24 protein-coding genes are annotated in these 23,194 nt (G+C 69.7%); 12 read left to right on the top strand and 12 right to left on the bottom strand.

Going from position 1 to position 23,194, the window contains the following annotated elements; translation table 11 throughout:
- The first annotated feature begins 34 nt into the window (after positions 1–34).
- The 4 genes from SNAS_RS08455 to SNAS_RS08440 all read left to right on the top strand — a co-directional run bounded on the left by SNAS_RS08455 (position 35) and on the right by SNAS_RS08440 (position 2,617).
- Positions 35–496: a DUF4383 domain-containing protein gene (locus tag SNAS_RS08455; protein ID WP_013016986.1), complete on the top strand. Its 462-nt coding sequence runs from the start codon at positions 35–37 to the stop codon at positions 494–496.
- A 118-nt stretch (positions 497–614) separates the two neighbouring features.
- Positions 615–1,166, top strand: a complete 552-nt coding sequence (locus SNAS_RS08450) for a YdeI/OmpD-associated family protein (protein ID WP_013016985.1) — start codon at positions 615–617, stop codon at positions 1,164–1,166.
- A gap of 22 nt (positions 1,167–1,188) precedes the next feature.
- Positions 1,189–1,974 (top strand): YwqG family protein, encoded by a 786-nt coding sequence (locus SNAS_RS08445; protein ID WP_013016984.1) that lies wholly within the window; start codon positions 1,189–1,191, stop codon positions 1,972–1,974.
- A 16-nt stretch (positions 1,975–1,990) separates the two neighbouring features.
- Positions 1,991–2,617: a hypothetical protein gene (locus SNAS_RS08440; protein ID WP_013016983.1), complete on the top strand. Its 627-nt coding sequence runs from the start codon at positions 1,991–1,993 to the stop codon at positions 2,615–2,617.
- On the opposite strand, the gene SNAS_RS08435 is transcribed toward SNAS_RS08440, so the two are convergent.
- Together SNAS_RS08435 and SNAS_RS08430 are read right to left on the bottom strand one after the other, a co-directional pair.
- Positions 2,614–3,804, bottom strand: a complete 1,191-nt coding sequence (locus SNAS_RS08435; protein ID WP_013016982.1) for an MFS transporter — start codon at positions 3,802–3,804, stop codon at positions 2,614–2,616. The two genes, SNAS_RS08440 and SNAS_RS08435, sit on opposite strands and share 4 nt — an antisense overlap.
- On the bottom strand, positions 3,801–4,460 hold the full coding sequence (locus SNAS_RS08430) for an HAD family hydrolase (RefSeq protein WP_013016981.1): 660 nt from the start codon (positions 4,458–4,460) through the stop codon (positions 3,801–3,803). Before SNAS_RS08430 ends, SNAS_RS08435 begins: the two co-directional genes overlap by 4 nt.
- Before the next feature lie 106 nt (positions 4,461–4,566).
- On the opposite strand from SNAS_RS08430, the gene SNAS_RS37140 reads away from it, so the two are divergent.
- Positions 4,567–5,829: a helix-turn-helix domain-containing protein gene (locus tag SNAS_RS37140; RefSeq protein ID WP_013016980.1), complete on the top strand. Its 1,263-nt coding sequence runs from the start codon at positions 4,567–4,569 to the stop codon at positions 5,827–5,829.
- Here SNAS_RS37140 and SNAS_RS08420 read toward each other — a convergent pair.
- Positions 5,813–6,433: a class I SAM-dependent methyltransferase gene (locus SNAS_RS08420; protein ID WP_013016979.1), complete on the bottom strand. Its 621-nt coding sequence runs from the start codon at positions 6,431–6,433 to the stop codon at positions 5,813–5,815. The two genes, SNAS_RS37140 and SNAS_RS08420, sit on opposite strands and share 17 nt — an antisense overlap.
- An 87-nt stretch (positions 6,434–6,520) precedes the next feature.
- On the opposite strand from SNAS_RS08420, the gene SNAS_RS08415 reads away from it, so the two are divergent.
- Genes SNAS_RS08415 through SNAS_RS08405 form a run of 3 tightly spaced genes read left to right on the top strand, consistent with a single transcriptional unit; the run spans position 6,521 to position 8,576 of the window.
- Positions 6,521–7,150: a GntR family transcriptional regulator gene (locus SNAS_RS08415; protein WP_041625805.1), complete on the top strand. Its 630-nt coding sequence runs from the start codon at positions 6,521–6,523 to the stop codon at positions 7,148–7,150.
- Positions 7,151–7,197: 47 nt separating this feature from the next.
- Positions 7,198–7,524, top strand: a complete 327-nt coding sequence (locus SNAS_RS08410; protein WP_013016977.1) for a PadR family transcriptional regulator — start codon at positions 7,198–7,200, stop codon at positions 7,522–7,524.
- Complete coding sequence (locus SNAS_RS08405) at positions 7,521–8,576, top strand: hypothetical protein (RefSeq protein ID WP_013016976.1); 1,056 nt, start codon at positions 7,521–7,523, stop codon at positions 8,574–8,576. The genes SNAS_RS08410 and SNAS_RS08405 overlap by 4 nt, the downstream gene beginning before the upstream one ends.
- 12 nt (positions 8,577–8,588) lie before the next feature.
- Here SNAS_RS08405 and SNAS_RS08400 read toward each other — a convergent pair whose 3' ends face one another.
- The gene (locus tag SNAS_RS08400) at positions 8,589–9,545 is read right to left on the bottom strand and encodes a hypothetical protein (protein WP_013016975.1); all 957 of its coding nucleotides are present in this window, start codon (positions 9,543–9,545) and stop codon (positions 8,589–8,591) included.
- Between the two features lie 59 nt (positions 9,546–9,604).
- Positions 9,605–10,096: a nucleoside deaminase gene (locus SNAS_RS08395; protein WP_013016974.1), complete on the bottom strand. Its 492-nt coding sequence runs from the start codon at positions 10,094–10,096 to the stop codon at positions 9,605–9,607.
- 38 nt (positions 10,097–10,134) lie between these two features.
- Between SNAS_RS08395 and SNAS_RS08390 the strand changes: the two genes are divergently transcribed.
- Positions 10,135–11,322 (top strand): amidohydrolase, encoded by a 1,188-nt coding sequence (locus SNAS_RS08390; protein WP_013016973.1) that lies wholly within the window; start codon positions 10,135–10,137, stop codon positions 11,320–11,322.
- On the opposite strand, the gene SNAS_RS08385 is transcribed toward SNAS_RS08390, so the two are convergent.
- From SNAS_RS08385 to SNAS_RS08370, 4 genes are all read right to left on the bottom strand, one after another.
- Positions 11,312–12,592 carry an MFS transporter gene (locus SNAS_RS08385; protein ID WP_041624665.1) on the bottom strand — a complete coding sequence of 427 codons (1,281 nt, stop codon included), beginning with the start codon at positions 12,590–12,592 and terminating at the stop codon, positions 11,312–11,314. The two genes, SNAS_RS08390 and SNAS_RS08385, sit on opposite strands and share 11 nt — an antisense overlap.
- Positions 12,593–12,667: 75 nt before the next feature.
- A complete protein-coding gene (locus SNAS_RS08380) occupies positions 12,668–13,327 on the bottom strand; it encodes a hypothetical protein (RefSeq protein ID WP_144300434.1) in 660 nt (219 codons plus the stop codon).
- 55 nt (positions 13,328–13,382) lie between these two features.
- Positions 13,383–13,766 (bottom strand): hypothetical protein, encoded by a 384-nt coding sequence (locus SNAS_RS08375; protein WP_013016970.1) that lies wholly within the window; start codon positions 13,764–13,766, stop codon positions 13,383–13,385.
- On the bottom strand, positions 13,753–17,136 hold the full coding sequence (locus SNAS_RS08370; RefSeq protein WP_013016969.1) for a CHAT domain-containing protein: 3,384 nt from the start codon (positions 17,134–17,136) through the stop codon (positions 13,753–13,755). Before SNAS_RS08370 ends, SNAS_RS08375 begins: the two co-directional genes overlap by 14 nt.
- Before the next feature lie 132 nt (positions 17,137–17,268).
- Between SNAS_RS08370 and SNAS_RS08365 the strand changes: the two genes are divergently transcribed.
- Positions 17,269–18,249 (top strand): sigma-70 family RNA polymerase sigma factor, encoded by a 981-nt coding sequence (locus tag SNAS_RS08365; RefSeq protein WP_013016968.1) that lies wholly within the window; start codon positions 17,269–17,271, stop codon positions 18,247–18,249.
- Positions 18,250–18,311: 62 nt separating this feature from the next.
- Positions 18,312–18,920 (top strand): maleylpyruvate isomerase family mycothiol-dependent enzyme, encoded by a 609-nt coding sequence (locus SNAS_RS08360; RefSeq protein WP_013016967.1) that lies wholly within the window; start codon positions 18,312–18,314, stop codon positions 18,918–18,920.
- 536 nt (positions 18,921–19,456) lie between these two features.
- Here the strand turns inward: SNAS_RS08360 and SNAS_RS08350 are convergent.
- Positions 19,457–20,335, bottom strand: a complete 879-nt coding sequence (locus SNAS_RS08350) for an alpha/beta hydrolase (protein WP_013016966.1) — start codon at positions 20,333–20,335, stop codon at positions 19,457–19,459.
- A gap of 174 nt (positions 20,336–20,509) precedes the next feature.
- On the opposite strand from SNAS_RS08350, the gene SNAS_RS08345 reads away from it, so the two are divergent.
- Positions 20,510–21,259: a TetR/AcrR family transcriptional regulator gene (locus tag SNAS_RS08345; protein WP_244409156.1), complete on the top strand. Its 750-nt coding sequence runs from the start codon at positions 20,510–20,512 to the stop codon at positions 21,257–21,259.
- On the opposite strand, the gene SNAS_RS08340 is transcribed toward SNAS_RS08345, so the two are convergent.
- Together SNAS_RS08340 and SNAS_RS08335 are read right to left on the bottom strand one after the other, a co-directional pair.
- A complete protein-coding gene (locus SNAS_RS08340; RefSeq protein ID WP_013016964.1) occupies positions 21,256–22,425 on the bottom strand; it encodes an MFS transporter in 1,170 nt (389 codons plus the stop codon). The two genes, SNAS_RS08345 and SNAS_RS08340, sit on opposite strands and share 4 nt — an antisense overlap.
- Before the next feature lie 49 nt (positions 22,426–22,474).
- A complete protein-coding gene (locus tag SNAS_RS08335) occupies positions 22,475–23,194 on the bottom strand; it encodes an alpha/beta fold hydrolase (protein ID WP_013016963.1) in 720 nt (239 codons plus the stop codon).

Here is a 23,194-nt window from a genome sequence, read left to right as displayed (position 1 = left end):
CATAGGTGTCCGCAAAAGACCCTTGGAGGTTCTCATGGCCACCACGACAACAAAGAAGACCCTGACCCCGATTCAGTGGGCCGCGGCGATCGTCGGCGCGGTGTTCCTGTTGGCCGGCATCGCCGGTTTCGTTCCGGGTCTGACTACCGAATACCACAATCTGGAGACCGCGGGCCACGAGTCGCACGCCCTGCTGCTCGGCCTGTTCCAGGTCTCGATTCTGCACAACGTCGTCCATCTGCTGTTCGGCGTCGTCGGTCTGGCCGTGGCCACGACCAACGTCGGCAGCTCCTACTGGTTCCTGGTGGCGGGCGGCGCGATCTATGTGGTGCTGTGGGTCTACGGAATGCTGCTCGACCCCGACTCCACGGCCAACTTCGTGCCCCTCAACGCCGCCGACAACTGGCTGCACCTGCTCCTCGGAGTGGGGATGGTCGGCCTCGGATTGTTCCTGCGCGGCAAGAGCAAGACCGACGTCAAGAAGATGGTGCCCTAGCGCCTGAAAGCCACTTTAGTGGGCACGGATCGCCCTCTCTCGTCAATGGCGAGAGGGGGCCTTGACTGTGCGTGTTCGGCTACTGTCGTCGCAGGCACATAGGCGGGAAGGACAACGCATGGACATACTCGACTTTCCCGACGTGGCCGCGTGGGAAGCGTGGCTGGAGCGAAACCACGGCGAGCACACCGAGGCGTGGCTGCGCATCGCGAAGAAGAACTCGCCGCTGACGACGCTCGCCATCGGCGACGCCCTCGACGGGGCGCTGTGCTTCGGCTGGATCGACGGGCAGCGCAAGGGCCTGGACGAGGCGTCGTTCCTGCAGCGCTATTCGAAGCGGCGCCGCCGCAGCTCCTGGTCGCAGGTCAACGTCGCCAAGGCCGAGTCCCTGATCGCGGCCGGCCGGATGCGCCCGGCCGGGTTCGCCGAGATCGAGGCCGCCAAGGCCGACGGCCGCTGGGACGCCGCGTACGTGAAGCAGAGCGAGTTCACCGTGCCGTCCGATGTGGCCACCGCTCTGGCGGGAAACCCGACGGCGGCGGCCGCCTTCGGCGAGCTCGGCAAGTCCGACCAGTACCTGCTCGTCCTGCCGCTGTTGAAGACCCGTACTCCCGAAACCCGCGCCAAGTCACTGAACCGGCTCCTCGAACGACTCACCGATCCCCGCTGAACCGCCCCCGAAAGCCCCCGTCATGACCGACAACCTGGTCGACATCGGCCGCAGCCTGTTGCCCGCCCCCATCGCCGACCGCTGGCTGTCCCTGCTGCGCCCGGGGATCCGCCTCAAACACGCCACCGGCGCCGACCCCGTCGTCGGCTGGTTGGGCGGCGACCCGGCGCTGCCGCCCGACGAACCGTGGCCCACCGACGCGGCGGGCGCGCCGCTGCACCATCTGATGAGCCTGGACCTGGCCATCCTGCTGCGCATCGACTTCGACCTGCCCGGCGACGGGCTGCTGGAGTTCTTCTGCGACGGGCCGTCCGGCTCGCTGGGCCGGGTCCGGTACTTCCCGGCCGCGTCGGCGGCGGTGCCCCGCGCGGCCCCGGCCGGGACCGAGCAGCCGTTCACGCGGGTCGCGTTGACCTCCGTGATCGAACTGACCTCGCCCGACTACGACCATTCCTACCTGCACGCCATCGAAGCCGACCTCGGCGACGATGACACCGGCGTGCTCGACAACGACGCGTTCTGGGACCTGGTCGACAAGACCCCGATCCCCAGTCACCGGGTCGGCGGCTACGGCCGCGACATCCAGTACGCCGCCGACTTCGCCCCCAGTTCGACCCCCGTCGAGGTTCCCGGACCCGACGGCCCCCGCACCGACACCACCCTGCCGCTGCTGCTGGCCCAGATCGACACCGACTCCGCCGCCGGGATCGGCTGGGGCGACGTCGGCACATCACTGTGGACGATCACCCGCGAGGACCTGGCGGCCCGCAGGTTCGACGATGTCGACTTCCACTGGAGCTGTAGTTGACCGCGAAGGAAACCATGTGAACAGCCTGATCCGGGAACTGACCGACGTCCTGTGTCCCGGCATGAGCATCCCCGCCGAGTTCCAGCACCTCTACGACTGGATCACCGCCAACGGCAACACCAGCCTCCACAACGGCCGGACCTCCGGCTGGCTGGCCATGCCGGGCGAGCAGGCCGCGACCACCGGCATCGAGTTCCGGGCCGACGGCACCGAACTCCTCGAACACTGGCTGGGCACCGAGGACCGGGCCGTGATCCAGCGGCTGTGCGTCTTCGCGATCACCGGCGCCGAGGGCTCGATGGCGGCGTTCTGGCTCGACGACGACGGCGGCCAGCGCATCGTCCACATGGGTTCGGGTTCGGGGTCGACGACGGTGTGCCTGCTGGGCCGCGAGCCGCTCGACTTCCTGCGGCTGTTGGCCATCGGCTACGACGAACTGTGCTGGTCTGAGGATTGGGACGAGCCACCGTCCGACGAGGACGGCCACCCGGTGAGCGCCGACTCGTCCTACCGCCGCTGGCTGGTCACCGAGTACGGCGTCACCGTCCCGCGCACCGGACTCGACATCGCCACTCCCACCGAAATGGACGACGAGGACCCCGCCGATCCGTTCGCGCGCTGGCTGACCACGATCGAGAACTAGTCGGCCCGCCTCGGCAGCAGCCGGGGAACCGTCCACAGGGCACTGACCGCCGCCGCCACCGTGGCCAGCAGGAACGCCGTCGGCGTGTCGATCGCGTCCACGACCGTCCCCGCCAGGCCGGTCCCCGCGGCGTAGCCGACCCCGAACGAGGTGATCATCCACGCGTGCGACTCGGTCAGCGTCCCCGGCGGCGCGATCCGCGCGACCAGCGCGAACGACGAGGTCAGCGCCACCGGCAGCGGAGCGCCGCATACGAACGCCAGCACCGCGAGCGGCACCAGGCCGTCGGCGAACAGCAGCGGCAGGTACGCCAGCGCCATCACGACCATGGCCAGCGCCAGCCGCCGGTCGTCTCGCCGCGCGACGCCCACATTGGTGTAAGCCAGTCCACTCGCCAACGCCCCCACCGCGTTGAGAGCCAGCAGCCAGCCCGCCGCCCCCGGTGTCCCGAGCCCGTCGGCGCGGGCGGTGACACCCACGGTGAACGCGCCCACGGCACAACCCATGCACACCAACGCGACGAACAACCGCACCAGGTTCCCGGACCGCAGCGGCCCGGCCCAGTGCCGCGCGACCGGGCTGCCCCGCCACGCCCGAGCCGGTGCCGCGCTGGCGAACCACAGCGTGCCCGCCAGGCCGACGACCGCCGCGGCGATCAGTCCCGCCGACGTCCCGGCCAGCCCCACCGCCGCGAGCACCACGACCGGCCCGCACACGAAGATCAGCTCCTGCGTGGCGGCGTCCAGGGCGTAGGCCGCGCGCACCTGCCGTTCGCCGGAGGTCACGTCCTCCCACAGCACCCGCAGGCACGGTTCCAGTTGTGGCGTGGCGGCTCCGGCGACCACGGCGACGAAGCCGGCGGTCGCGGGCGCCGTAACCGGGTCCACCATGGACAGGGCGACGAAGGCCGCACCGGCGACCACCGCCCCGCCCACCAGGAACGGCGCCTGCCGGGTCCGGTCGATGAGCCGACCCATGATCGGCCCGCACACCGCGACACTGACGGCGTACAGCGCGGCCAGCAGTCCGGCCAGCCGGTAGTCGCCGCCGTGCGACCGTACCCACAGGATGATCGCCAGCGCCGCCATGCCGGTCGGGAGCCTGCCGACCAGACACGAGCTCAACAGCCGCAGCACATGCCGGGACCGCAGGATCTCGCCGACGGGCGAGGCGGTTCGCGTCGTCATACCGCCCCGGCCTTCCGCAGCCCCAGCGTCAGTGCCTCGCGCAGGGTGTCGGCGATCGGAACATCTGCTCGCCGCAACGCCTCGACGCTGTGCAGGCCGCTGCGGTACAGCACGCACCGCGCGCCCACGTCCTCGGAAGCGGCGGCATCGTCCACACTGTCCCCGACGACCAGCACCCGTTCGCCACTCAACCCGAGCCGCTCCAGATGTCCGGCCAGGTGCGCGGCCTTGAACCCGGCGTCGGCGCCGCGCTGCCCGTCGACGCGGACGAATCGCCCAGCGATACCGAACCGCTCCACCAGCGCGGTGAGCCGGTCGTGCGGGTGCATCGACAACACCGACTGCGACAGGCCGCTGGCCTCGACCGACTCCAGCGCCGCGACCGTGTCGGCGGTCAGGGCCAGCCCCGGACGGCGCCGGGCGTATGCCACCTCGAACCGCGCGTGGATCCGCCGCAGCAGCTCCCCGTCCACGAGCCCGCCCAGCAACCTGCGATAGAACTCGTCGATCGGCTGGGTGTGCACCGCCTGATACCGCTCCACGGTCACCGCGGGCAGGCCGAGCTCGGCGAAGACCTCGATGGTGGTGTCGATCAGCGCGCGGGCGTCGTCGAACAGGGTTCCGTTCCAGTCCCACACGACATGCGTGATTGCCATGCCCGCCAGTCAATCCCGCCCGTGCCACCGCCACCAGGGCGTTCACCCGTCAACTACCCGTCATCCGCCCGGTTAGGCTGGGCGGCGAGGAACGGCAGGTGAGACTGTGAGACGCGGTGAACTGGCGGCGCGGCGGCGCGCCCGGGGCCACACGCAGGAGACCCTCGCCCAGCGGCTCGGCGTCAACGTCTCCAGCGTCGCCCGTTGGGAACGCGGCCTGGCCATCCCGTACCCGCACGTCCGCCGGGCCCTGGCCGAGGAACTGGGCCTGCCCGTCGAGGAACTCACCGCCCTGCTCACCCCCGCCGCCGACCCCGAACCCGCCGCCCCGTCCGAATCCGTGCCACCGTCCTGGAACCGTCGCCGCCTGGAAGCGCTCGCGACCGGCCTGCGCGGCGCGCAACCGGCCACCGACACCCCCGGCCACGCCGCCCACGCCTGGCTCGTCACGCCGCCGCCTGCGGAGTGGAGCTGGCTGGCCACCCGGATCCGCGACCACCACCGCCCCGCCATCGGCTCCGCGACCATCGCCCGGATCCGGGCCCGCACCGACTACCTGCGCACGGCCGACGACATCGTCGCCGGAGGCGACCTGCACCACACGATCCAGCGCGAACTGGCCGTCACCGCCGAGCTGCTGTCCACCACCCGATACACCGACCACATCGGACGCCAGCTGCTCGCTGCCCTCGCGGAACTGAGTCAGCTGTGTGGATGGTCCACGGCCGACGCCGCAGACCCGGCTCGCGCCACCGGCTACTACCTCAGCGGCATCGCCGCCGCCCACGCCGCCGACCTGCCCGAACTCGGCGCCGAGCTCACCTCCGCGCTCGCCTACCACCTCACCGAGACCAACGGCGACGCCGCCGAAGCCGTCCTGGTGGCCCGCTCCGCGCTGGCCGGTCTGCGACGGCTCGACGCGCCCACGCCCCGCATGCTCGCCATGGTCCACGCGCGACTGGCCTGGGCCCTCAACGCCGCTGGCGAAACCCGATCGGCCCTCGACGCCATGAACCGGGCCCAGGACCACTTCGCCGCCCGCGACGACACCCGCCCCGACCCCGGCTGGCTCTACTGGCTGTCAGCCTCCGAGATGGACATCATCGTCGGCCGCTTCGAAGCCGCCACCCACCAACCCGAAGCGGCCCAACGGCGGCTGCGCACCTCACTGTCCCAATGCGACCCCCACCACGTCCGCGAACACACCCTGTACACCACCTGGCTGGCCCACACCTACCTCGACACCGGCGACACCGACCAGGCCGCCGACCTGGCCCAGCACTGCCAACGCCTCGACGCCACCATCGACTCCGCCTTCAGCCGCCGCGCCGTCCACCACCTCACCAACCGGCTCACGACCCCGGCTTAGTGGCCGCCACCCGTTCCACCGACCCGGCCTTCAACCGCTCGCTCTCCTCCACAGTGAACCCCGCCCGCACCACCAACGGCAACTGACGCCGCGTCTGATACTCCCCCGCCCCGCGAACGGTCACGAACTCCAACAACCGCTGCACCAACCAGATCGGCGGCCACGAGGACCCGATGTGGTCCAGCAACAACAACCGCCCACCGGGCCGCAGCACCCGGTACATCTCCCCGATCGCCGCCTCGTTGTCCGGGATACCGCACAACGACAACGCGCACAGCACAGTGTCGAACGAACCGTCCTCGAACGGCAGCGCCTGGGCGTCGGCCTCCCGCAACTCCACCGCCACACCCAATTCCCCAGCGCGCACCCGTGCCCGCGCCAACATCGCGGGGCTGAAGTCCACACCGGTCAGTCGCACCCCGTCGGGATAGTGCGGCAGGTTCAGCCCCGTCCCGATCGCGACCTCCAGTACCTCGCCCCGGGTCCGCGAACACACCCACTCCCGCCCGCCACCGAACTGCCACCGCTCGAAGAACCGCATGGTCCGGTCGTACCGGGGCGCGAACTTCTCCCACACCCGCAAGGCCTTGTCTCTGTCACTCATGACGCGTCCACCCTTGGAAGAGCTACCCCTGTGACGGTAGTCGTCGCCACCGCGTCCCAGGCGTCACGCGATGCGACAATGTCGTCCATGCCAGGGTCTGAGGGCTTCGAGCCCGAATCGGAGCGTGTCACGCGTCAGTTGCGGGACGACATTCTCGACGGTGTTCGCGCGCCCGGCAGTCGGCTGGTCGAGCGGGAGCTCGGGGCCGAGTTGGGGGTGAGCCGGTTGCCGATCCGGGACGCGCTCAAGACGCTCGTGGGTGAGGGGCTGGTGGTTCAGCGGCCGCGTACCTGGGCGGTGGTGCGGGAGTTCACGCCGTCGGACATCGCGGATCTGGGTGAGGTGCGGTCGGCCCTGGAGGTGCTGGCGTTTCGGTTGGCCGCCGAGCGGCGGAGCAAGGCGGGGCTGGACCGGTTGCGGGCGGACCTGGACGCCGAGTTGGCCGCCGCGCGCGACGGGGACGCCGTGGCGGCGCGGCGGGCCGCCGCCGATTTTCATCAGACCGTGGTCTCGTTGGCCGCCAACGAGTTGCTCAGTGAGTTGGAGCAGACCCTGCGCAGCCGGATGCGGTGGTTGCTGGGGCAGCACGATGACCTGCTCGGGGTCGCGAACGAGCACGAGGAGTTGTACGCGGCGGTGGCACAGCGGGACGCGGCCCGGGCCGAGGAGCTCGCGGTGCGGCACGCGGCCAATGACCGGTGGCGGCGACCCCGGTAGCGGTGGGCGGTTGCGGGAATATTCCATTAACGGGTATATTCCATCTCATGCGAGATTCTGTGTTCATGATCCTCACCGCGCTGGCCGAGGCACCCGCTCACGGGTACGGCATCATGCGCGACGTCGAGAAACTGTCCAACGGCCAGGTGAAGCTGCGCACCAGCACCCTGTACGCCGCCCTCGACCGGCTGTCGGAAGACGAACTGATCGAGGTCGACCGGGAGGAGATCACCTCGGGGCGGCTGCGGCGGTACTACCGGCTCACCGACCACGGCCGCGCCCAGCTGGCCACCGCCGCCGAGCAACAACGCGGCCATGCCGAGACGGCGTTGCGGCGCCTGGGCACCGGCGAGCTGGGGTGGTCGCCGTCATGACCTATGCCGAGGAGAACCCGAGCGTGGACAAGGCTGTGGAAGAACGATTCCGGCGACTGCTGCGCGCTTACCCGGCCTGGTACCGGAAGCAGCGCGGCGAGGAGATGCTGACGACCCTTATGGACGCTTCTGACGGACGCGACCGTCCCACCGCGGGCCAGCGCGCCGACGTGGTGTTCGGCGGGCTGCGTAAACACCTGTCAGCGGGCAGCATCCCGGCCGCCGTGGTCGGGGTGTTCGTGGCGGTGTTCGTCGCGACGCTGGGGGCGATCGGGGGCTCGATCGCCGCGTGGAACACCGCGGTGGACCTGCCCGACGGAGCGGCGGCGGATCAACTCGCCCGGCAGGCGGTGCCGGAGATGGGCACCGACGTCTACGACTACCGGCACCGGGACCTGTTCGGCTGGATAAACATGGAGGGCGAGCCGATCGACTCGCTGTTCGCGATCGCCGACGGGGACGGCTACCACGCTGGCCGGCTGGCGTACGAGGTGGAGCACAAGAAGGACGGCTACGCCCGTCTCGACGAAGCGCGCGACCGGCTGCCCGGGGCGGGTTGGGACGTCGGTGCGGTGAAGTCGAGCGACATGGAGAAGTCGTTCAGCGCGACCCGCGACGGACTCGTCATGGAGGTGCGCACCGCGGAATTCCCGGACTATCCCTGGTACACCGAGGTGGACATCTCCCGCGCCACCCCGAACCTGGTGCCGGTGCTGACCGTGGTCGGGCTGATCGTCGGAGCCGTCGCCGGTTGGATGCTGACCAGCTGGCTGGCCCGGCGCGTCCGCCCCTGGTCGATCAACCGGCGCGCGGCCATGACCGGCCCACTCGCCTTCGGCGGGTTCATCCTGTCCTTTCCCACCGCCATCTGCCTGTACCTCGTCTACACGTCACTGGCCAATCCGGACGATCGCGTGCCGGTGTGGTCCGGGTTCATCTGGGGCCCCATGGCGGTGGTGACGATGGGCGGCTTGGGTTTCGTGATCCTCGGCTTCCTGCTCGGCCTCGCACCGAAGGCCAAACGACGGCGGGTCGCCCAGGTCGCTGGCTGAGCGATCCCGACCTCAGCCGTCCCGAAACAGCCGGTGCGTCAGTTCCAGGCCGAGGCCGCCGATCAGCAGCCGCTCCTTGGCGTTGCCGAGCAGCTGCCGGGTCCAGGTGGTGAAACCGCCGTCGGAGAACGTGATCCGCTCTCCCCGGGCGTCGCGGGCGGACACGGCCAGGCTGACGTCGGTGTAGTAGTTGGTCCCCGAGGTCCGGTCGTCGTCGTAGCCGAACCGGACCTCGGGAAACGCCTCGGCCAACGGCGCGAACACCCGCGAGTCCAGTACGGGCTTGCGGGTTCCGCCGTTCAGGTCGGTGAGCGACACCTCGACGTCGTTGAGGTGGTATCCGTCGCGGGCCATGGATTCCAGCAGCCGCAGCTGAATGGTCAGCTGCTCGGTCAGCGCGGTGGTCTCGAAGCCGAAGCCGCCGGTGTCGCGGCCCGCCGTGCACAGGGCCAGCAGCTTGAAGTGCGGACTGAGTCCCCTGCCCTGTATGGGTTGTCCCCGAACCACGCGTTGTGAGGCGGCCAGCCGGACGACGTCGGTGCTGCCGGCCGCGGACTGGCGGCGGGTGGCGCATTCCAGCGCCAGCACGTTGGTGGCGTCGGCGATGACCTCGGTGCCGCGGCCGGTGGTGACGACGTTGTTCTGCGGCACAGTGGACACCACGGAGTTGGTTCCCAGCGGGCACACCGGCGACAGCGCGACGGCCTCGTATCCCGACGCCGCCAGCCGCGGCAGCACGAGCGCGTCGAGGGCGTGCAGGTCGTCGAGGCTGAGGTCGCTGGGTTCGCTGAAGCGGTCGCGCTGGTACTGCCGCAGCAGCTGGGCGGGGGTGACGGCGGCGGCCCGGCGGCGGTGCACTTCCAAAAGCAGCGAGCGCAGGTCGCTGGGGGACAGACGGTCGGACAGGATGTCGGTGAGTCCGTCGACCCCGGCGGCCCGTTCGATGCGGGCGAGGTGTCCAGATTCCATGCCGTGATCATCCGGCAGTCGCGGCGATCGCGCGCGGGGTTTTCGGGGCGTGGACGGCCTCAGGCGCGGGCGGCGGCCCGGCGGTGCAACGCGAAGATCTCCTCCTGAAGCGACGGTTCCGGTCCGGCGACCGGTATCGCCGGGGCGACGTCCCGGATCGACAGCGACGCGACCGGACCGGGCCCGAACCCCTGCTCGCGGCGCCAGGCCGTCAGCTGGGCGGAGCTGGCGACGTAGACGATACGGCCCAGTCCGACCCACGCGTGGGCGGCGCTGCACATCGGACAGTGCTCGCCGGAGGTGTAGACGACGCTGTCGCGTCGCTCGTCCGGGCTCAGGTTGGCCCCGGCCCATTTGGCGAGCGCGAACTCGGGGTGGCAGGTCGCGTCGACGCTGCGTTCCCGGTTGCGTTCCTCGCGGCGGACGACACCGGCGCCGTCGACGAGCAGCGAGCCGAAGGGATCGTCCCCGGCGTCGAGGGCCTCGCGGGCGAGGTCGACGCAGCGGCGCAGGTGCTGGCGGTCGGTTTCGGTGAGGCTTCCCACTGACATGTGCGAACAATAGCACCGTTTGGTATACCATTCGCCGCATGCCGAGCCTGACACTGACGAACGTCCGCCCGTGGGGCGGCGAAGCCGCCGACATCCACGTCGACGGGGACCGCATCACCGCGATCCACCCGACGGGGCGGGCCGAACCCACCGGTGAACGGCTCGACGGCGCCGGGGCGGTGGCGCTGCCGGGCTTCGTCAACGCGCACGCACACCCCGACAAGAGCTGGTGGGGCAAGCCGTGGGTCTCCTACGGCGGCAAGGCGACCACGCAGGGCCGGATCGCGCACGAGCGCGAGTACCGCGACGCGCTCGGCATCCCCAGCGTCGACTCGGCCACCGCGGTGCTGCGCGAGTACCTGCGGCACGGCACCACGGCGGCGCGCGGTCACGTCGACGTCGACCTGGGTGTGGGGCTGCGCGGCATCGAGGTGCTGGCCGAGGCGTCCGCCGCCCTGGGCGGTGCCGTGGCGATCGCGATCGTGGCGTTCCCGCAGGACGGCGTGATGCGGCGCGAGGGCGTGCTGAAGCTGCTGGACGAGGCAGCCGTGGCCGGGGCGACGAGCGTCGGCGGCATCGACCCGGCCTCGATCGACCGCGACCCGGTGGCGCAACTGGACGGTCTGTTCGACATCGCGGTGCGTCGCGACGTCGGTCTCGACATCCACCTGCACGACCGGGGCGAGCTGGGCGCGTTCCAGTTCGAGCTCATCATCGAACGCACCCGCCGCCACGGCCGCCAGCACCGGGTGACGGTGTCGCACGGCTTCGCGCTCGGCGAGCTCGACCCGGCCCGCCAGACCGCCCTGGTGGCGGAGCTGGCCGACGCGGGGATCTCTTGGGCGACAGTGGCTCCACCCCGTTCGGCGCCGCTGCCGTGGCGCGAGCTGCGCGACGGCGAGGTGCCGCTGGGCCTGGGCACCGACGGCATCCGCGACCTGTGGTCCCCGTTCGGCGACGGCGACATCCTGCGGGTGGCGCTGGACTTCGCGCGGCTGCACGGCCTGCGCACCGACGCGGACCTGACCTACGCGGTGGAACTGGCGACCCGGCGCGCGGCGGGTTTCGTGCACCGCGACGTCCACGACCTGGTCGCCGGGGCGCGCGCCGACATCGTCCTGCTGGACGCGCAGAACGTGCCCGACGCGCTGGTGCGCTGCCCGCGCCGTCGGCTGGTCGTGGCCGGTGGCCGGGTGGTCGCCGCCGACGGCGAGCTCAGGATCTGACAGCCCGGGTTCCGCTGAACCGCAACAACAGCGGCACCCGCACCGCCACCACGAGCATGACCGCGACCAGCAGCAGCGCACTGACGAAGGTGGTCGCGCCGATCCCGGCGACCTCGGCGATCGCGCCCAGGCCCAGCGCCGCGATCGGCATCACGCCGATGGCCAGCTCCTGGATCCCCAGCGCCCGGCCCTGCACCGCCGGTTCGGTGGTCAACAGCAGCAGGGTCGTCTGCAGCACCCCGAAGAACGAGCTGGCCACCCCGATCCCGGCCAGCAGCGCGAACGACAGCGGTACGTTGGCCGACAACGCGAACAGCGACCACAGCCCGCCCCACAGCGCGGTGCCGAACACGAACACGCCGCCCTTGAACCGGAAGTCGCCCATCGCCGCGATGACGATCGACCCGACCAGTCCGCCGACACCGTTGCAGGTCAACAACCAGCCCAGGCCCGCCGCGTCCAGGCCGAGCGTGGACTTGGCGAACACCGGCATGAAGGACTGGTAGATCGGCCACAACAGAATGTTGGCCACCACGGTGATCCCCAGGACGGTCGCCGCGAGACGGTTGCGCAGGATGCTGCGCACACCGCCGGTCAGCATCGCCAACACCCCGTCGTGAGCGACCGCTGCCGCCCTTCCACTGCCCCGCAACGGAAGCAGCATCAGCAGCGACACGACGTACCACAGTGTCGAGATCCATAGTGCCCACGACGCGCCCAACGCGCTGATGAGCGCACCCCCGATCGCGGGGCCCACCACCTGGGGCAGGCTCATGGCCATCGAGTTGAGCGCGTTGGCGTTGCTGAGGTTCTCCGGCCCCACCAGCTCAGCCACAAGGGACGAACGAGCCGGCTGCGACGGCGAGTGCGCCAACCCGATGATCAGCCCACCCAACAGCACCACCCAGTACGGGGCCATCCCCAGCGACGTCAACGTCGCCAGTGCCACAACGGTTCCCAGCGCCAGCAGACACGCGCCCGTCAGCAGCCGAACCCGGTCGTAGCGGTCGGACAAGACCCCCGCGATCGGCCCCAGCAGCATCGGGGTCAACCGCACGGCGGTGAAGATCGCCAGCAGCAGCTCGGAGTCGGTGGTCTCGAAGACCAGCCAGCCCAGGATCAGCGTCTGGATCCAGGTGCCGCCGAAGAAGAAGATGTTCGACACCCACAAAAACCGAAACCGCGGGCTGGCCCGCAGCGACACGATGGCGCGCGACGGTCCGGTGGCGGACGGCTGGGGCGGGTCCTCGGTCGTCAGTCCCCTGGGCACCGCGAAATGGTATACCGAATTTCGGCATCGCGACATGAGTGCTGCGTCTCAGTGCCGACCCCGCCCGATCGGCACTCAAGCCTTCGGAGCGGGCGGCTCGTCGCCTTGTAGGTAGTACTGGAGTTTGCTCCCCACAGCACGATCAAGGCGGCCAGAGTTCTCGAAACCCAGTTGCGAGGCGAGCTCAGGGGCATGATGCATCATCAGTACGGCGACGGTTTGGCTGTATGCCGATATGGACTGTCGCATCAGGTGGATGCCGACAAGGACGAGTCCCAGCACCGCGATCCAGGCGATCGGCCAGATCACGCTCACCGCGCTCGTCAGGATGCCCCAGCCGACAAGGGTGGCGGCATGACGGATACCAGCCCGGTTTCCGGTCACCTGTTCGCGGTGTTCGGCGGGAAACCGCAGCCACAGGTGTGGCCATGCCGTCGCCACATCCAGGAGATAGATGTTCCGGAAGTGTTCTTCCATGGCGGTCAATTCGCCGGTCAAGCGCGCGGGCCGTTTTCCACCGAGTACGACCGCTTCGACACCGACACCGGCCAAAGTGGCCGTCAGACCCGCGACCGCGGACGTGATCACCAGCGCGATAACCACGGCGATGACCTGAATGGTCGTCAGTGTGGCCAGCCATGATGACTGCCGGTTCAGGAACCGACCGGCCTCGCCCACGTCGATGGCGTGGGCGTACCCGAGGTGGTTGCCGACCAGAACGACGCACACGAACATGAGTCCGGGCAGCCCTTGCCATCGCAGCCACTGGTCGGACAGTCGTCCCGTCAGCTCAGCCAGCAAATTCATCGCGGTCGTGCCTCATCGGTCCGGATGTGATCCCGCACGGCGGCGGCGTCGAGTCACCCTGAAGTTCTCGACCGCACCGAAGTTCGGCGTCGAGCGGGCAACCGTAGACGGGACGAAGCCGGGCCTTGCGGCCCGGATACGCGGTGAAGCAACCTCGCAGGTTCATGTCGGCCCGCCATTCCTCATAGTCCTGCCGCCACCCCAGAGCGTCGAGGATGTCATTCAACGGGGATTCGCCGTCGACCGGCAAAGTGAACAGCCGGGTGGCGTGATCCTCGAGTCCCGCTTGCCGCAGGCACCGCACGGCGTCGTTGAGACACAGGTAGCGCAGTTGATAGGCGTTCTCGGGCCAGTCAGGCTCCGACATGGATCCACGCTCCCCACAGGTGCGGTTTCCCGGCTCCGACACGATCACGAACCCCGGTGACGGCGGCATGGAGCGCCGCGGCGGTGCGGTCGAAGGCGACCTTGCCCTCGGACGCGGACACGATCCCGCCGTAGAAGTCAGCGGCGACGCTGGCAGCGAGATCATCGCGTATCGGCCACAGGCTGCCGACCACCCGCGCGAACCCGGCGACCTGGCATACAGCGGCAAGGTGGAGCGATTCGTCGACCAGACCCTCCATGCCCGCGGTGTCGGTGCCGCTCGTCGCGGCGGTATGGCAGGAGGACAGGTAGCCCAGCTGCGCGGTCTCGATGCGTAGCGTCGACAGCAGGGAAACGGTCAGTGGTGACGTGACGTGGTCGTTCAGCAGGATGCGGCTGCGCGACGGGTCGAGGGAGTCGTGTATTCCGTGGCATGCGAAGTGAGCCGCCGTGCACTGTGGTAGCACCCATTCGACCGCGCTCAGTGTCGCGTCCTCATCGAGCAGGGGGATGTGTGAGGCGCCGACATCGCGGAACCTTTCGCGAAGTCCGGCGATCTCGGCGTGTGCGTGATGAAGCGCGGGCATCGGCCCGGCCGCCGGTTCTTCCGGACCGAACGCCGGGGTGTGGCTCATGGCGACGGACACGACACGTAGCGGGCCGACAGGTTCGCTCACAGCGCGGTCGCGCGCGTAGCACAGCTGCCGAATCGTCGGGGTGTACGACGACACCACGTAGTCCATCATGGAGGTCACCGGTTCGGTGGCGGAGCCGTAGTCGCCGGTGGCGTGCAGCGGGAAAGCGCGGAAGGCACCTCCGGGTGCCCACCACAGTCTCGGCATGTCCTCCCGGACCCCACCATCGTGAGGGGCGTACTCCAGTCGCGCCAGCACCGGTGAGGTGACCTCATTCCACAACCAGGTAAGGATTTCCCGGGTTCCATGAGCGGCTTCTTCGCGCTGTGCCCGCGTGGCGTCGATGGCGTCGGCGAACCGACCGAGGCATTCCCGGAACGTCCGGGCCCTGGCCACGACGGCATCCAGGTCAGTGTCCAGCCGCAGCGCCGACACGGTGCCGCCGCGCAGGATCAACGCGTGACAGCCGAACGCGCTGGCGTTCAGGGTGACGATGGCGCCACCATCCACAGTTGCCAGTTCGTCGAGATCGGGGGCGGGAAAGCTGCCGTGTCCCGGCAGCCGACGGATCTCGTCGATGACATCATGCAGCTGGCTGGCCAAGTGCTGCCGCCGGTCTGTCGCGCCGCGTTCGATGAACGCCATGCCACGCGCGTCGGCGCTTTCGTTGAAGTCGACCGCCCGGCACAGCTCCTGGAACCGTCGCGCCAAACTGGGATCGGTTTCCGCCAATGCCGACAGATCCTCCCGCGTGTCCATGATCTGACCCAGCAGCACCGCACGTCCCGATTCCAAGGCCCGCAACGCGTCCCATGCGGGATCATCGCCCCTCGAAGTCGCCTCGATCGTCAGCGCGGCCGCGTCCGCGGCCAACCGCGGATGGCCCGCGAGGATCTCGCGGCGTCTGCGCTGCGGCATGTGCCGTGAGACCACGAAGGGCAGTGCCGCCACGGCGTTTCGCAGCAGACCGCCGGCGATGGTCGGGTTGGTGTCCGCCCAGCGATACCCCCACGAGGTCGCGATGGACAGTCGTACCCGGGCGGCCGCCGTCCCGTTGTTGGCGGCCGCAAGCACGGCGACGACGAGCTCGCGCCAGTCCGGTTTCATCCGGGTGCGCTCGTATCGCGTCCACAGTGCGTCGGCCACCCGCGCCAGTCGCAGGGCGCGGTCGACATGGCGGTGGGAAGTGAGCGCCACCGCGTCGCGTGCGACTCGGACGGCGTCGTCCATGGTCAGACGGTTACCGGTCCGCCTGGCCTGGACGCACAGTCCCGCGGACAGATTAGACAGGCATTCGGCCCGGACCGGATGATGCCGCGGTGCGGCGTCGACCGCGATACGCAGGACCCGGACGGCTTCGTGGAGATCAGCCTGCCCCCCGTTGGTGCGATGTCGATCCAACAGCGCCATGCCCAGCAGTGTCAAGTACAACGCCTCGCCGGGCGGATCAGGCGGTGGACCGGGAGGCCCGCTACCGGCTCCGGCCGGCACCACCGTCGCCGCCTGCCGGTACGCCGCGATTGCGTCGTCCAGATCCCTTGGGGCGCCGACGATACGGGAGCGGGTGCGCAGCACTTCCCCAAGCTGCGCGAGGATGTGGGCAAGCTGCGAATCCTCGACATCGAGGCTCTCGACATCGAATTCCGCCAGATCGGGGCTCTCGGCCCGGGGACTGTCGGCATCATGGTTCTCGGCCACCAGTCCGGTGGCGGATTGGCGCAAGGCCGTCACCGCATCGTCCGCGTCCTCCCGGCGTTCGTCGCGCAGGAAGCGGGTGTGCAGGGTCCGTCCCAGGTCGGCGAGATGGCCCGAGTTCGCCAGCCGGTCGCGTTTGCTGTCCGCGACAGCCTGGCGAAGCATGCCCACCGACTCGTCCAGGTCCTGATTCGAACCGCAGTGGAGGAACCTCTGCCGAAGCGAGCGTCCGAGATTGGACAGGCACGCGGTGTGGTCACGGTCTCCCGCCGGAAACCTCGACTTCGCGGCATGGAACAGGTCGATCGCCTCGTCAAGGTCAACGGCGTCGAAGCGACGTTCGAACCGTTCGAAAAGGGCGGCACCAAGGTTCAGTGAACACGCACCCATGTCGGGATGATCGGCGCCGGCGGCCTCGTTCGCGCTGCGGAGCAGGATGATCGACTCGTCGAGATCACCCTCCAGTCCCCGCACGGAATGACGGCATAGCAATGCCGAGCCGAGATTCGACAGACCCACCGCATACGCCGTCTGCTTCGATTCCATCGCGGTCACCAGGTTGCGCCACAGGTGAACCACGACGTCGAGTTCAGACGGCGTCGGATCCGCCAGGCACCGTTCGTGCTGTTCCAGTGCCTCCGGAACGGCCGTCTTCAACAGCGGCTTCCACGCGGATTCGGGGATGTCCTCGATGTCGCCGGTTCGGCAGTACGCCTTGAAGTGACCCAATGCGATGGCACGCTCGTCCGTTTCCCGTGTCTGCTTGGAGCGGTACCACCAGTACTTCCCCAGCAGCAACCGCGCGTCATCGCCGTCGTCTCCGGTGCCGGTCGCGACGGTGATCTGCTTGGCCCATGCCAATGCCCGGGGATCAAGTATTCGGCCGGTACCCGATTCCAGTTCGAACAGCCAGTCGCGCAATGCCGTGAGGTATCTGTCGGCGGCGAGACTGTGTTCCCGATGTGCCGGTGCCGCTTGAGCCTGGTTCTCGTCTCGTTGTGTCCGTTCGTTTTCTCTACCCCAGTACGACACGTACGCCATGCGCCGATTCTAGAGTGAACGGGCTCGGATGCCGTCCCTCGTTTGTATGGAAGGGATTCTGGGCGGCGGAATCCATGTTCGACTGTCACTCGCGCACGCCACCGGGCACAATAGCCGCGGAGGTGCGCTGACATGGCAGAACCGCGTCCCGCGACGACGATCGCGGGCCTGACCGACGAGCTCGAGACGCTGCGCGCGCCGTTGACCCGGTACTGCTACCGCCTGCTGGGTTCGGCCGCCGACACCGACGACGCCGTGCAGGAGACCCTGATCCGGGCCGCCCGCAACGTCGGCCGCTACGACCCGTCCCGGGCTCGGCTGACCACCTGGGTGCACCGGATCGCCACCAACATCTGTATCGACATGCTGCGGGGAGCGAAGCGCCGCGCGCTGGCGATGGACCTGGGTCCGGCGACCGAGACCGGCGAGCTCGGTATCCCATTGCCGCCTGAGCGCTGGGTGGAACCGATGCCGGACCGGCGGCTGTTCGGCACGGCCGATCCCGGCGACATCGTCGCCGAGCGCGAGACGGTCCGGCTGGCGTTCATCGCGCTGCTGCAACGGCTGTCCCCGCGCGAGCGCGCCATCCTGGTGCTGCGCGACATTTTGAAGTTCTCGGCCCGCGAGACCGCCGAGATCCTCGACTCCACCGTCGCCGCCGCCAACAGCGCGTTGCAGCGGGCCCGGGCGTCGCTGGCCGCCGACCGGCCGCGGCCCGCCGACGTCCTCGACCCCGAGGGCCCCGAGCAGCGGGAACTGTTGGCGCGCTATGTCGCCGCCTTCGAGTCGCACGACGTCGCCGCGATGACCGCGCTGCTGCGCGAGGACGCGATCACGTCGATGCCGCCGTTCACCTGGTGGCTGCGGGGCGGCGAGCGGATCGCCGCGCTGATGGCCTTCAGCGACGTGTGCGCCGAGGACCGGCTGCTGGTCACGGCGGTCAACGGTTCCCCGGGGTTCGGGCAGTACCGCCCCGACGAGGCGGGGGTGCTGCGTCCGTTCGCGATCATCCTGGCCGAACCGTGCGGCGGCCGCATCGCCCAATTGGTGACGTTCCTGGGTTCGGCGGCCCGGTTCGGCGAATTCGGGCTGCCCGAGGTCCTGGAACGATGAGTTCTGTCCGGATCGGTCGTACAACAAGCGACACCCGACCGCATCCGGAAGGACAACGATCCATGGGCAGCACCGATCCCCGCCTCGTCGAGGCGACCCACGCCGAGCGCGAGCGGCTCGCGCACCTGTTCGCCGATCTTGGCCCGGTCCAGTGGAGCGCGCCCTCCCTGTGCCATGGCTGGCGCAACCGCGAGGTCCTCGCCCACATGACGATGCCGTTTCGGCTGTCCGGGCTGGGTTTCCTCGGCGGCATGGTGCGGGCCCGGTTCAACTTCAACCGCTTCGCCGACCGCGACGCCCGCGCGACCGCCGACGCGACGAGCGACGCGGAACTCGTCGATCTCTACCGCGCCAACATCCGCCATCCCTGGCGACCGCCGGGCGGCGGCCAGGCGGGCGCGCTGGGCCACGAGATCATCCACGGCCTCGACATCACCGAACCGTTGCGACTGCCCGCGCCGCCGCCTGACCGCATCGCGCTGGCGCTGGGTTCGGCGGGGCCGCGCAACCTGGCCTACTTCGGGGTCGACCTGGCGGGCAGGCGCCTGGTCGCCGACGACGCCGACTGCTCGGTCGGCATCGGCGAAGAGCTGCGACTGCCCGCCCGCGACCTCATGCTGGTCGTGACCGGCCGCCGGGCACTGGCCGACGTCACCGGCAACGCCAACTAGGAGGTCCACACGTGACAACCAAGGCACAGTTCCGCAAGGCCGCGCTCGCGCTCCCCGAAGCCGAGGAGGGGACACACTTCGGCATGCTCGCGTTCTCGGTGCGCGGCAAGGGTTTCGCGTCGCTGACGAACGACGGCTGGGTCCAGCTGCGGCTGCCCGAGGCCACCCAGGAGTCCACACTGGCCGATCACCCCACCGGCGAACGGCTCATCCGCTCCGGCAAACCGATCGGGGTGCGGATCCCGTTGGCCGACCTCAACGGGATGGTCCTCAACATCCTGGTCCACGCCGCCTGGAAGTTCCGGGCCCCGAAACGACTGGTCGCCGCCAGCGAAACCGACCTGTCCGACAGCGACCTGCCCACCTCGATCGGCGGACCCGCCACCGGGGCGCTGCGGCTCGCGGGCCTGACCACACTGGACCAGGTCGCGACCCGCACCGAGGCGGAACTGCTGGCGCTGCACGGCGTCGGCCCCAAGGCGGTGCGGATCCTGTCCGAGGCCCTGGAATCGCGGGGGAAGACGCTGCGCCGCCGGTTATTCCAGGCCCGCCAGCACGTCGACGATGTCGGACACGTCCTCGGGGCCGAAGTGCGGGGCGTCGAAGTCGTGCACCCGGAACCGGTTGTCGGGGGTGAGGTCGTCGGCCTCGGCGATCATGCGGTCCTGCAACTCCGGCGTGATGAGCCGGTCGGCACCGAAACGCAGGTAGGTGCGCCGGATACCGCCCCAGCCCTCGGCGCCGCCGACGGCCCGCTGCGCCGGGACGAGCGCCGACTCGTCGGGTTGCATGCTCAACAGCCCGGCCCGGAACGACGCGTCGGAGTTGTCGCCCCAGGCCATCTCCTTGAGCATGCGGAGGTCTTCGGCGCTGGCCCCCAGGAAGTTGTACCGGTTGACGCCCAACACTTCCGGGTCGCCGATGACCACGCCCTCGGGCAGGATGGCCGTTTCGGACTCCGGCGCGGTCATGCACTCCTCGATGGTCGGCAGGGCCGTACTACAGCAGTACGCCGCCATGTAACACAGGTGCGCGATCAGTTCGGGAACGGCGTCGCCGACGCGGCTGAGCGACGCGCCGCCCATGCTGTGTCCCACCAGCACGACCGGTCCCCACTTCGCCGCGCGGCGCACGGACTTCTCGACGTGGGCGGCGAAGTCGTCCAGCCCGATCTCCCCCAGCGGGGTGGGTTCGGTGGCGAGCGCTTCGAGGTCCTGCGACTGGTACGACTCGGGGATGTACGCCCCGGCGCCGTGGTACGGCTGGTCGACGGCGATGCAGCGGTGGCCCCGGTACTGCAGTTCTCGGGCGTAGGGCGTCCAGAACCCGGAGTACGAGTTGGTGCCGTGCACGAACACGTAGGTCTTGGGTCGCTTGTCGTCGGCGAGCGCGACTCCGGTGGCGGTGGCGGCCATCGCGGCTCCACCGGCGAGGACCAGGCCGCGCAGCACGGTGCGACGAGTGGGGGTAGGCAAGAATCTCTCCCATCATTAGTTGAATACATAAACTATAACACTTAAACTAAGTATGCCTGTCATGATGTAGCCCGCGAGCACACCAACCGACGGGAGGACGACACCTTGACCGATGTGGACATCCCCGTCGAACTGCGCCGCCTGTGGCGCATCCCCGCCGACACCAACCTGGGCCGTACCGCCGAACTCGACGTCGAGCGCGTGGTGAGGACCGCCGTCGATCTCGCCGACCGCCACGGCCTCGACGGCGTCTCACTGCCCAAGATCGCCAAGACCCTGGGCTTCACGACGATGTCGCTGTACCGGCACGTCGGTTCCAAAGAGGAACTGCTCACCCTCATGTTCGACGCGGCCTTCGCCGACTTCCCCGAACCGGCCACCGAACCCGGCCAGTGGCGGCTCGGTCTCCACACCTGGACCGCCCAGCAGCGCGACCTCTACGACCGTCGCCCCTGGCTGGTGCGGATGCCGATCCTGGCGCCCCCGACCGGGCCGCACCAGGTCGCGTTCATGGACGGCGGCCTGCGACTGTTGCGGCCCACCGGTTTGGAGTGGCCGCAGAAAGTCGGCGTCCTGATGCTGCTGACCGGCTGGGCCCGCCACGCCGCCCAGTTGTCCCACGACCTGGCCGCCGGACGCGAGGCCAGCGTCGACCAGGGCGCCGCCGAACGCGCCTGGAGCCGCAGCCTCGCCCACCTCGTCGAACCCGACCGGTTCCCTGACATGGCGGCACTGCTGGACTCGGACACCTTTCTCGCGCCCCGCCCCGAGACCACCGCCGCCGAACAGGCCGACTTCGTGTTCGGGTTGGAGCGGATCCTCGACGGGGTCGCGGAGCTCATCGCGTCCCGGGCGCGGCCCTAGTCGGCGCTGGCGGGTACCGGTTCGGGTTCGGTGACCCGGCCCCGGGTGCTCACGAGGGTGATGGCCAGACCGATCGCGACGATGGCCGCCGACATCAGTCCCAACAGGACTGTGTTGCCCCAGTTCAGGATGAGGCCGCCGATGCCGCCGCCGATCGCGATGCCCAGGTGGAGTGTGGACGCGTTGAGGCCCAGCAGGATCGCCGAGGATTCCGGTGCCTTGGTGACCAGGCGGTGTTGCTGGGGCAGACCGGTCAGCCAGCCGGAGATGCCCCAGGTCGTCGCCCAGGCCATGGTGAGGAAGAGTCCGGCGGCGCTGACCAGCGGGGTGATGGCGAGGATCGCCGTGAGCATGACCAGGCCGACGAGCAGGACGCGGACCGGGCGGTAGCGGTCGGTCAGGAAGCCGGAGATCACGTTGCCGAGGATCGAGCCGACACCGTAGGCGATGAGGACCGCCATCAGGCCGCTGGCGGTGCCGCCGGTGGCCGCGTCGGTGGCCACACCGATGTAGGTGTAGAGGGTGTAGCCGCTGGTGAGGATCATCAGCGTGACGGCGAGGATGGCCAGGATCCCGGGGTCGCCCAGCGGTTTGAGGCGATCGCGCAAGGGTGCCACCGGGAGTTCCACCTTGGGCAGACCGAGCCAGATTCCGGCTCCGGCGAGGGTTCCCAGTCCGGCGACCGCCCACAGGGTGATGCGCCAGTCGGCACCGCCGATGAGAGTCCCCAATGGAACACCCATGGTGGTGGCCACGGTCATTCCCGCCGTGACCAGTGCCAGGGCCCGGCCCTGCTTGTCCGGTGGCGCCAGGGCACTGGCGGTGGCCATCGCGATCGAGGAGATCAGGGCCGCCCCCAGGGCGCTGATGACGCGGGCGGCCATCACGATCGCGAACTCGGTGCCCACGGCGGCCACGACGTTGCCGAGGACGAAGACGCCGATCGCCAGCAACAGGACGGTGCGACGGTCAAGGTTGGCGGTGGCGGCGCCCAGGACCGGGGCCGCGATGGCGAAGGTGAGGGAGAAGACCGACACCAGTTGGCCCGCCGTCGACACCGACACGTCGAGGGTGTCGGCGATGGGGCGCAGCAGTCCGGCGATGACCAGGCTGTCGGTGGTGACGGCGAAGGTGGCCACCGCCAGGGGGAGCAGGCGTCTGAACACGGACGAACCTCGAAACGTGGGGCAACGTTTAAGTTTGTTGTCGGGCAGCCTACGTTTTGTTCTGCCCGAGATCAATAGTTGTCGATAGAAACTCGGTGACGGCGGCGGCCAGTTCGGCCGGGGCGGTGGCCGGGATGCGGTGGCCACCGGGCAGGGATGCGAAGCGGCCGTTCGGGATCCGCTCGGCCATCGCCGCCATCAGGTCCTGGTCGAAGGGACTGGTGTCGCCACCGCCGATGACCAGGGTCGGGACCGCGATGTCGGCCAGTCCGTCCCACCAGCCGGGGTCGGGCTCGGCGAGCTGACGCACCACGGCGACCCGGGCGTCGTAGTCGTAGGACTGCGGCCCGTCCGGGCGCGGCGGCAGCGGACGCTGGATCGGCGTCGGCGGCGGGGTCTCGGACAGGACGAGGGCGGCCAGACCGTCGCCGACGGCACGGGCGTGCCGGTACGCGGCGATACCGCCCATGGAATGTCCGATCAGGACGGGACGACGCAGGCGCAGCGCGGCGGCGAAGTTCCCGACGTCGGCGGCCATTGACGCGAAGGAGTACTCCCCCGGCCAGTCGGTGCGGCCGTGGCCGCGCGCGTCGGGGGCGTAGACGCGCCAGTCGGACGCCAGGGCCCGGGCCACCGCCTCCCAGGCGGCGCCCGAGCTCGTGAGTCCATGCAGGAGTATCAACGGGGGCGCGGACTCGGGTCCCCAGGTCCGGTAGGCGACGGTGAGGTCACCGGCGCGGACCCTCGCGATTTCCGGCACTGTGGACAT

It is taken from the genome of Stackebrandtia nassauensis DSM 44728 (assembly GCF_000024545.1).
Lineage (GTDB): Bacteria > Actinomycetota > Actinomycetes > Mycobacteriales > Micromonosporaceae > Stackebrandtia > Stackebrandtia nassauensis.
Note: the sequence above shows the minus strand (reverse complement) of the source record. Positions and strands in the feature narration are given on the sequence as shown.

Bases quoted from the DNA above. Each gene is read 5' to 3' on its own strand.
- SNAS_RS08455 (WP_013016986.1), top strand. From the start codon at position 35: ATGGCCACCACGACAACAAAGAAGACCCTGACCCCGATTCAGTGGGCC.
- SNAS_RS08450 (WP_013016985.1), top strand. From the start codon at position 615: ATGGACATACTCGACTTTCCCGACGTGGCCGCGTGGGAAGCGTGGCTG.
- SNAS_RS08445 (WP_013016984.1), top strand. From the start codon at position 1,189: ATGACCGACAACCTGGTCGACATCGGCCGCAGCCTGTTGCCCGCCCCC.
- SNAS_RS08435 (WP_013016982.1), bottom strand. From the start codon at position 3,804: ATGACGACGCGAACCGCCTCGCCCGTCGGCGAGATCCTGCGGTCCCGG.
- SNAS_RS08430 (WP_013016981.1), bottom strand. From the start codon at position 4,460: ATGGCAATCACGCATGTCGTGTGGGACTGGAACGGAACCCTGTTCGAC.
- SNAS_RS08420 (WP_013016979.1), bottom strand. From the start codon at position 6,433: ATGAGTGACAGAGACAAGGCCTTGCGGGTGTGGGAGAAGTTCGCGCCC.
- SNAS_RS08415 (WP_041625805.1), top strand. From the start codon at position 6,521: ATGCCAGGGTCTGAGGGCTTCGAGCCCGAATCGGAGCGTGTCACGCGT.
- SNAS_RS08410 (WP_013016977.1), top strand. From the start codon at position 7,198: ATGCGAGATTCTGTGTTCATGATCCTCACCGCGCTGGCCGAGGCACCC.
- SNAS_RS08405 (WP_013016976.1), top strand. From the start codon at position 7,521: ATGACCTATGCCGAGGAGAACCCGAGCGTGGACAAGGCTGTGGAAGAA.
- SNAS_RS08400 (WP_013016975.1), bottom strand. From the start codon at position 9,545: ATGGAATCTGGACACCTCGCCCGCATCGAACGGGCCGCCGGGGTCGAC.
- SNAS_RS08395 (WP_013016974.1), bottom strand. From the start codon at position 10,096: ATGTCAGTGGGAAGCCTCACCGAAACCGACCGCCAGCACCTGCGCCGC.
- SNAS_RS08390 (WP_013016973.1), top strand. From the start codon at position 10,135: ATGCCGAGCCTGACACTGACGAACGTCCGCCCGTGGGGCGGCGAAGCC.
- SNAS_RS08380 (WP_144300434.1), bottom strand. From the start codon at position 13,327: ATGTTCGTGTGCGTCGTTCTGGTCGGCAACCACCTCGGGTACGCCCAC.
- SNAS_RS08375 (WP_013016970.1), bottom strand. From the start codon at position 13,766: ATGTCGGAGCCTGACTGGCCCGAGAACGCCTATCAACTGCGCTACCTG.
- SNAS_RS08370 (WP_013016969.1), bottom strand. From the start codon at position 17,136: ATGGCGTACGTGTCGTACTGGGGTAGAGAAAACGAACGGACACAACGA.
- SNAS_RS08365 (WP_013016968.1), top strand. From the start codon at position 17,269: ATGGCAGAACCGCGTCCCGCGACGACGATCGCGGGCCTGACCGACGAG.
- SNAS_RS08360 (WP_013016967.1), top strand. From the start codon at position 18,312: ATGGGCAGCACCGATCCCCGCCTCGTCGAGGCGACCCACGCCGAGCGC.
- SNAS_RS08350 (WP_013016966.1), bottom strand. From the start codon at position 20,335: ATGGCCGCCACCGCCACCGGAGTCGCGCTCGCCGACGACAAGCGACCC.
- SNAS_RS08335 (WP_013016963.1), bottom strand. From the start codon at position 23,194: ATGTCCACAGTGCCGGAAATCGCGAGGGTCCGCGCCGGTGACCTCACC.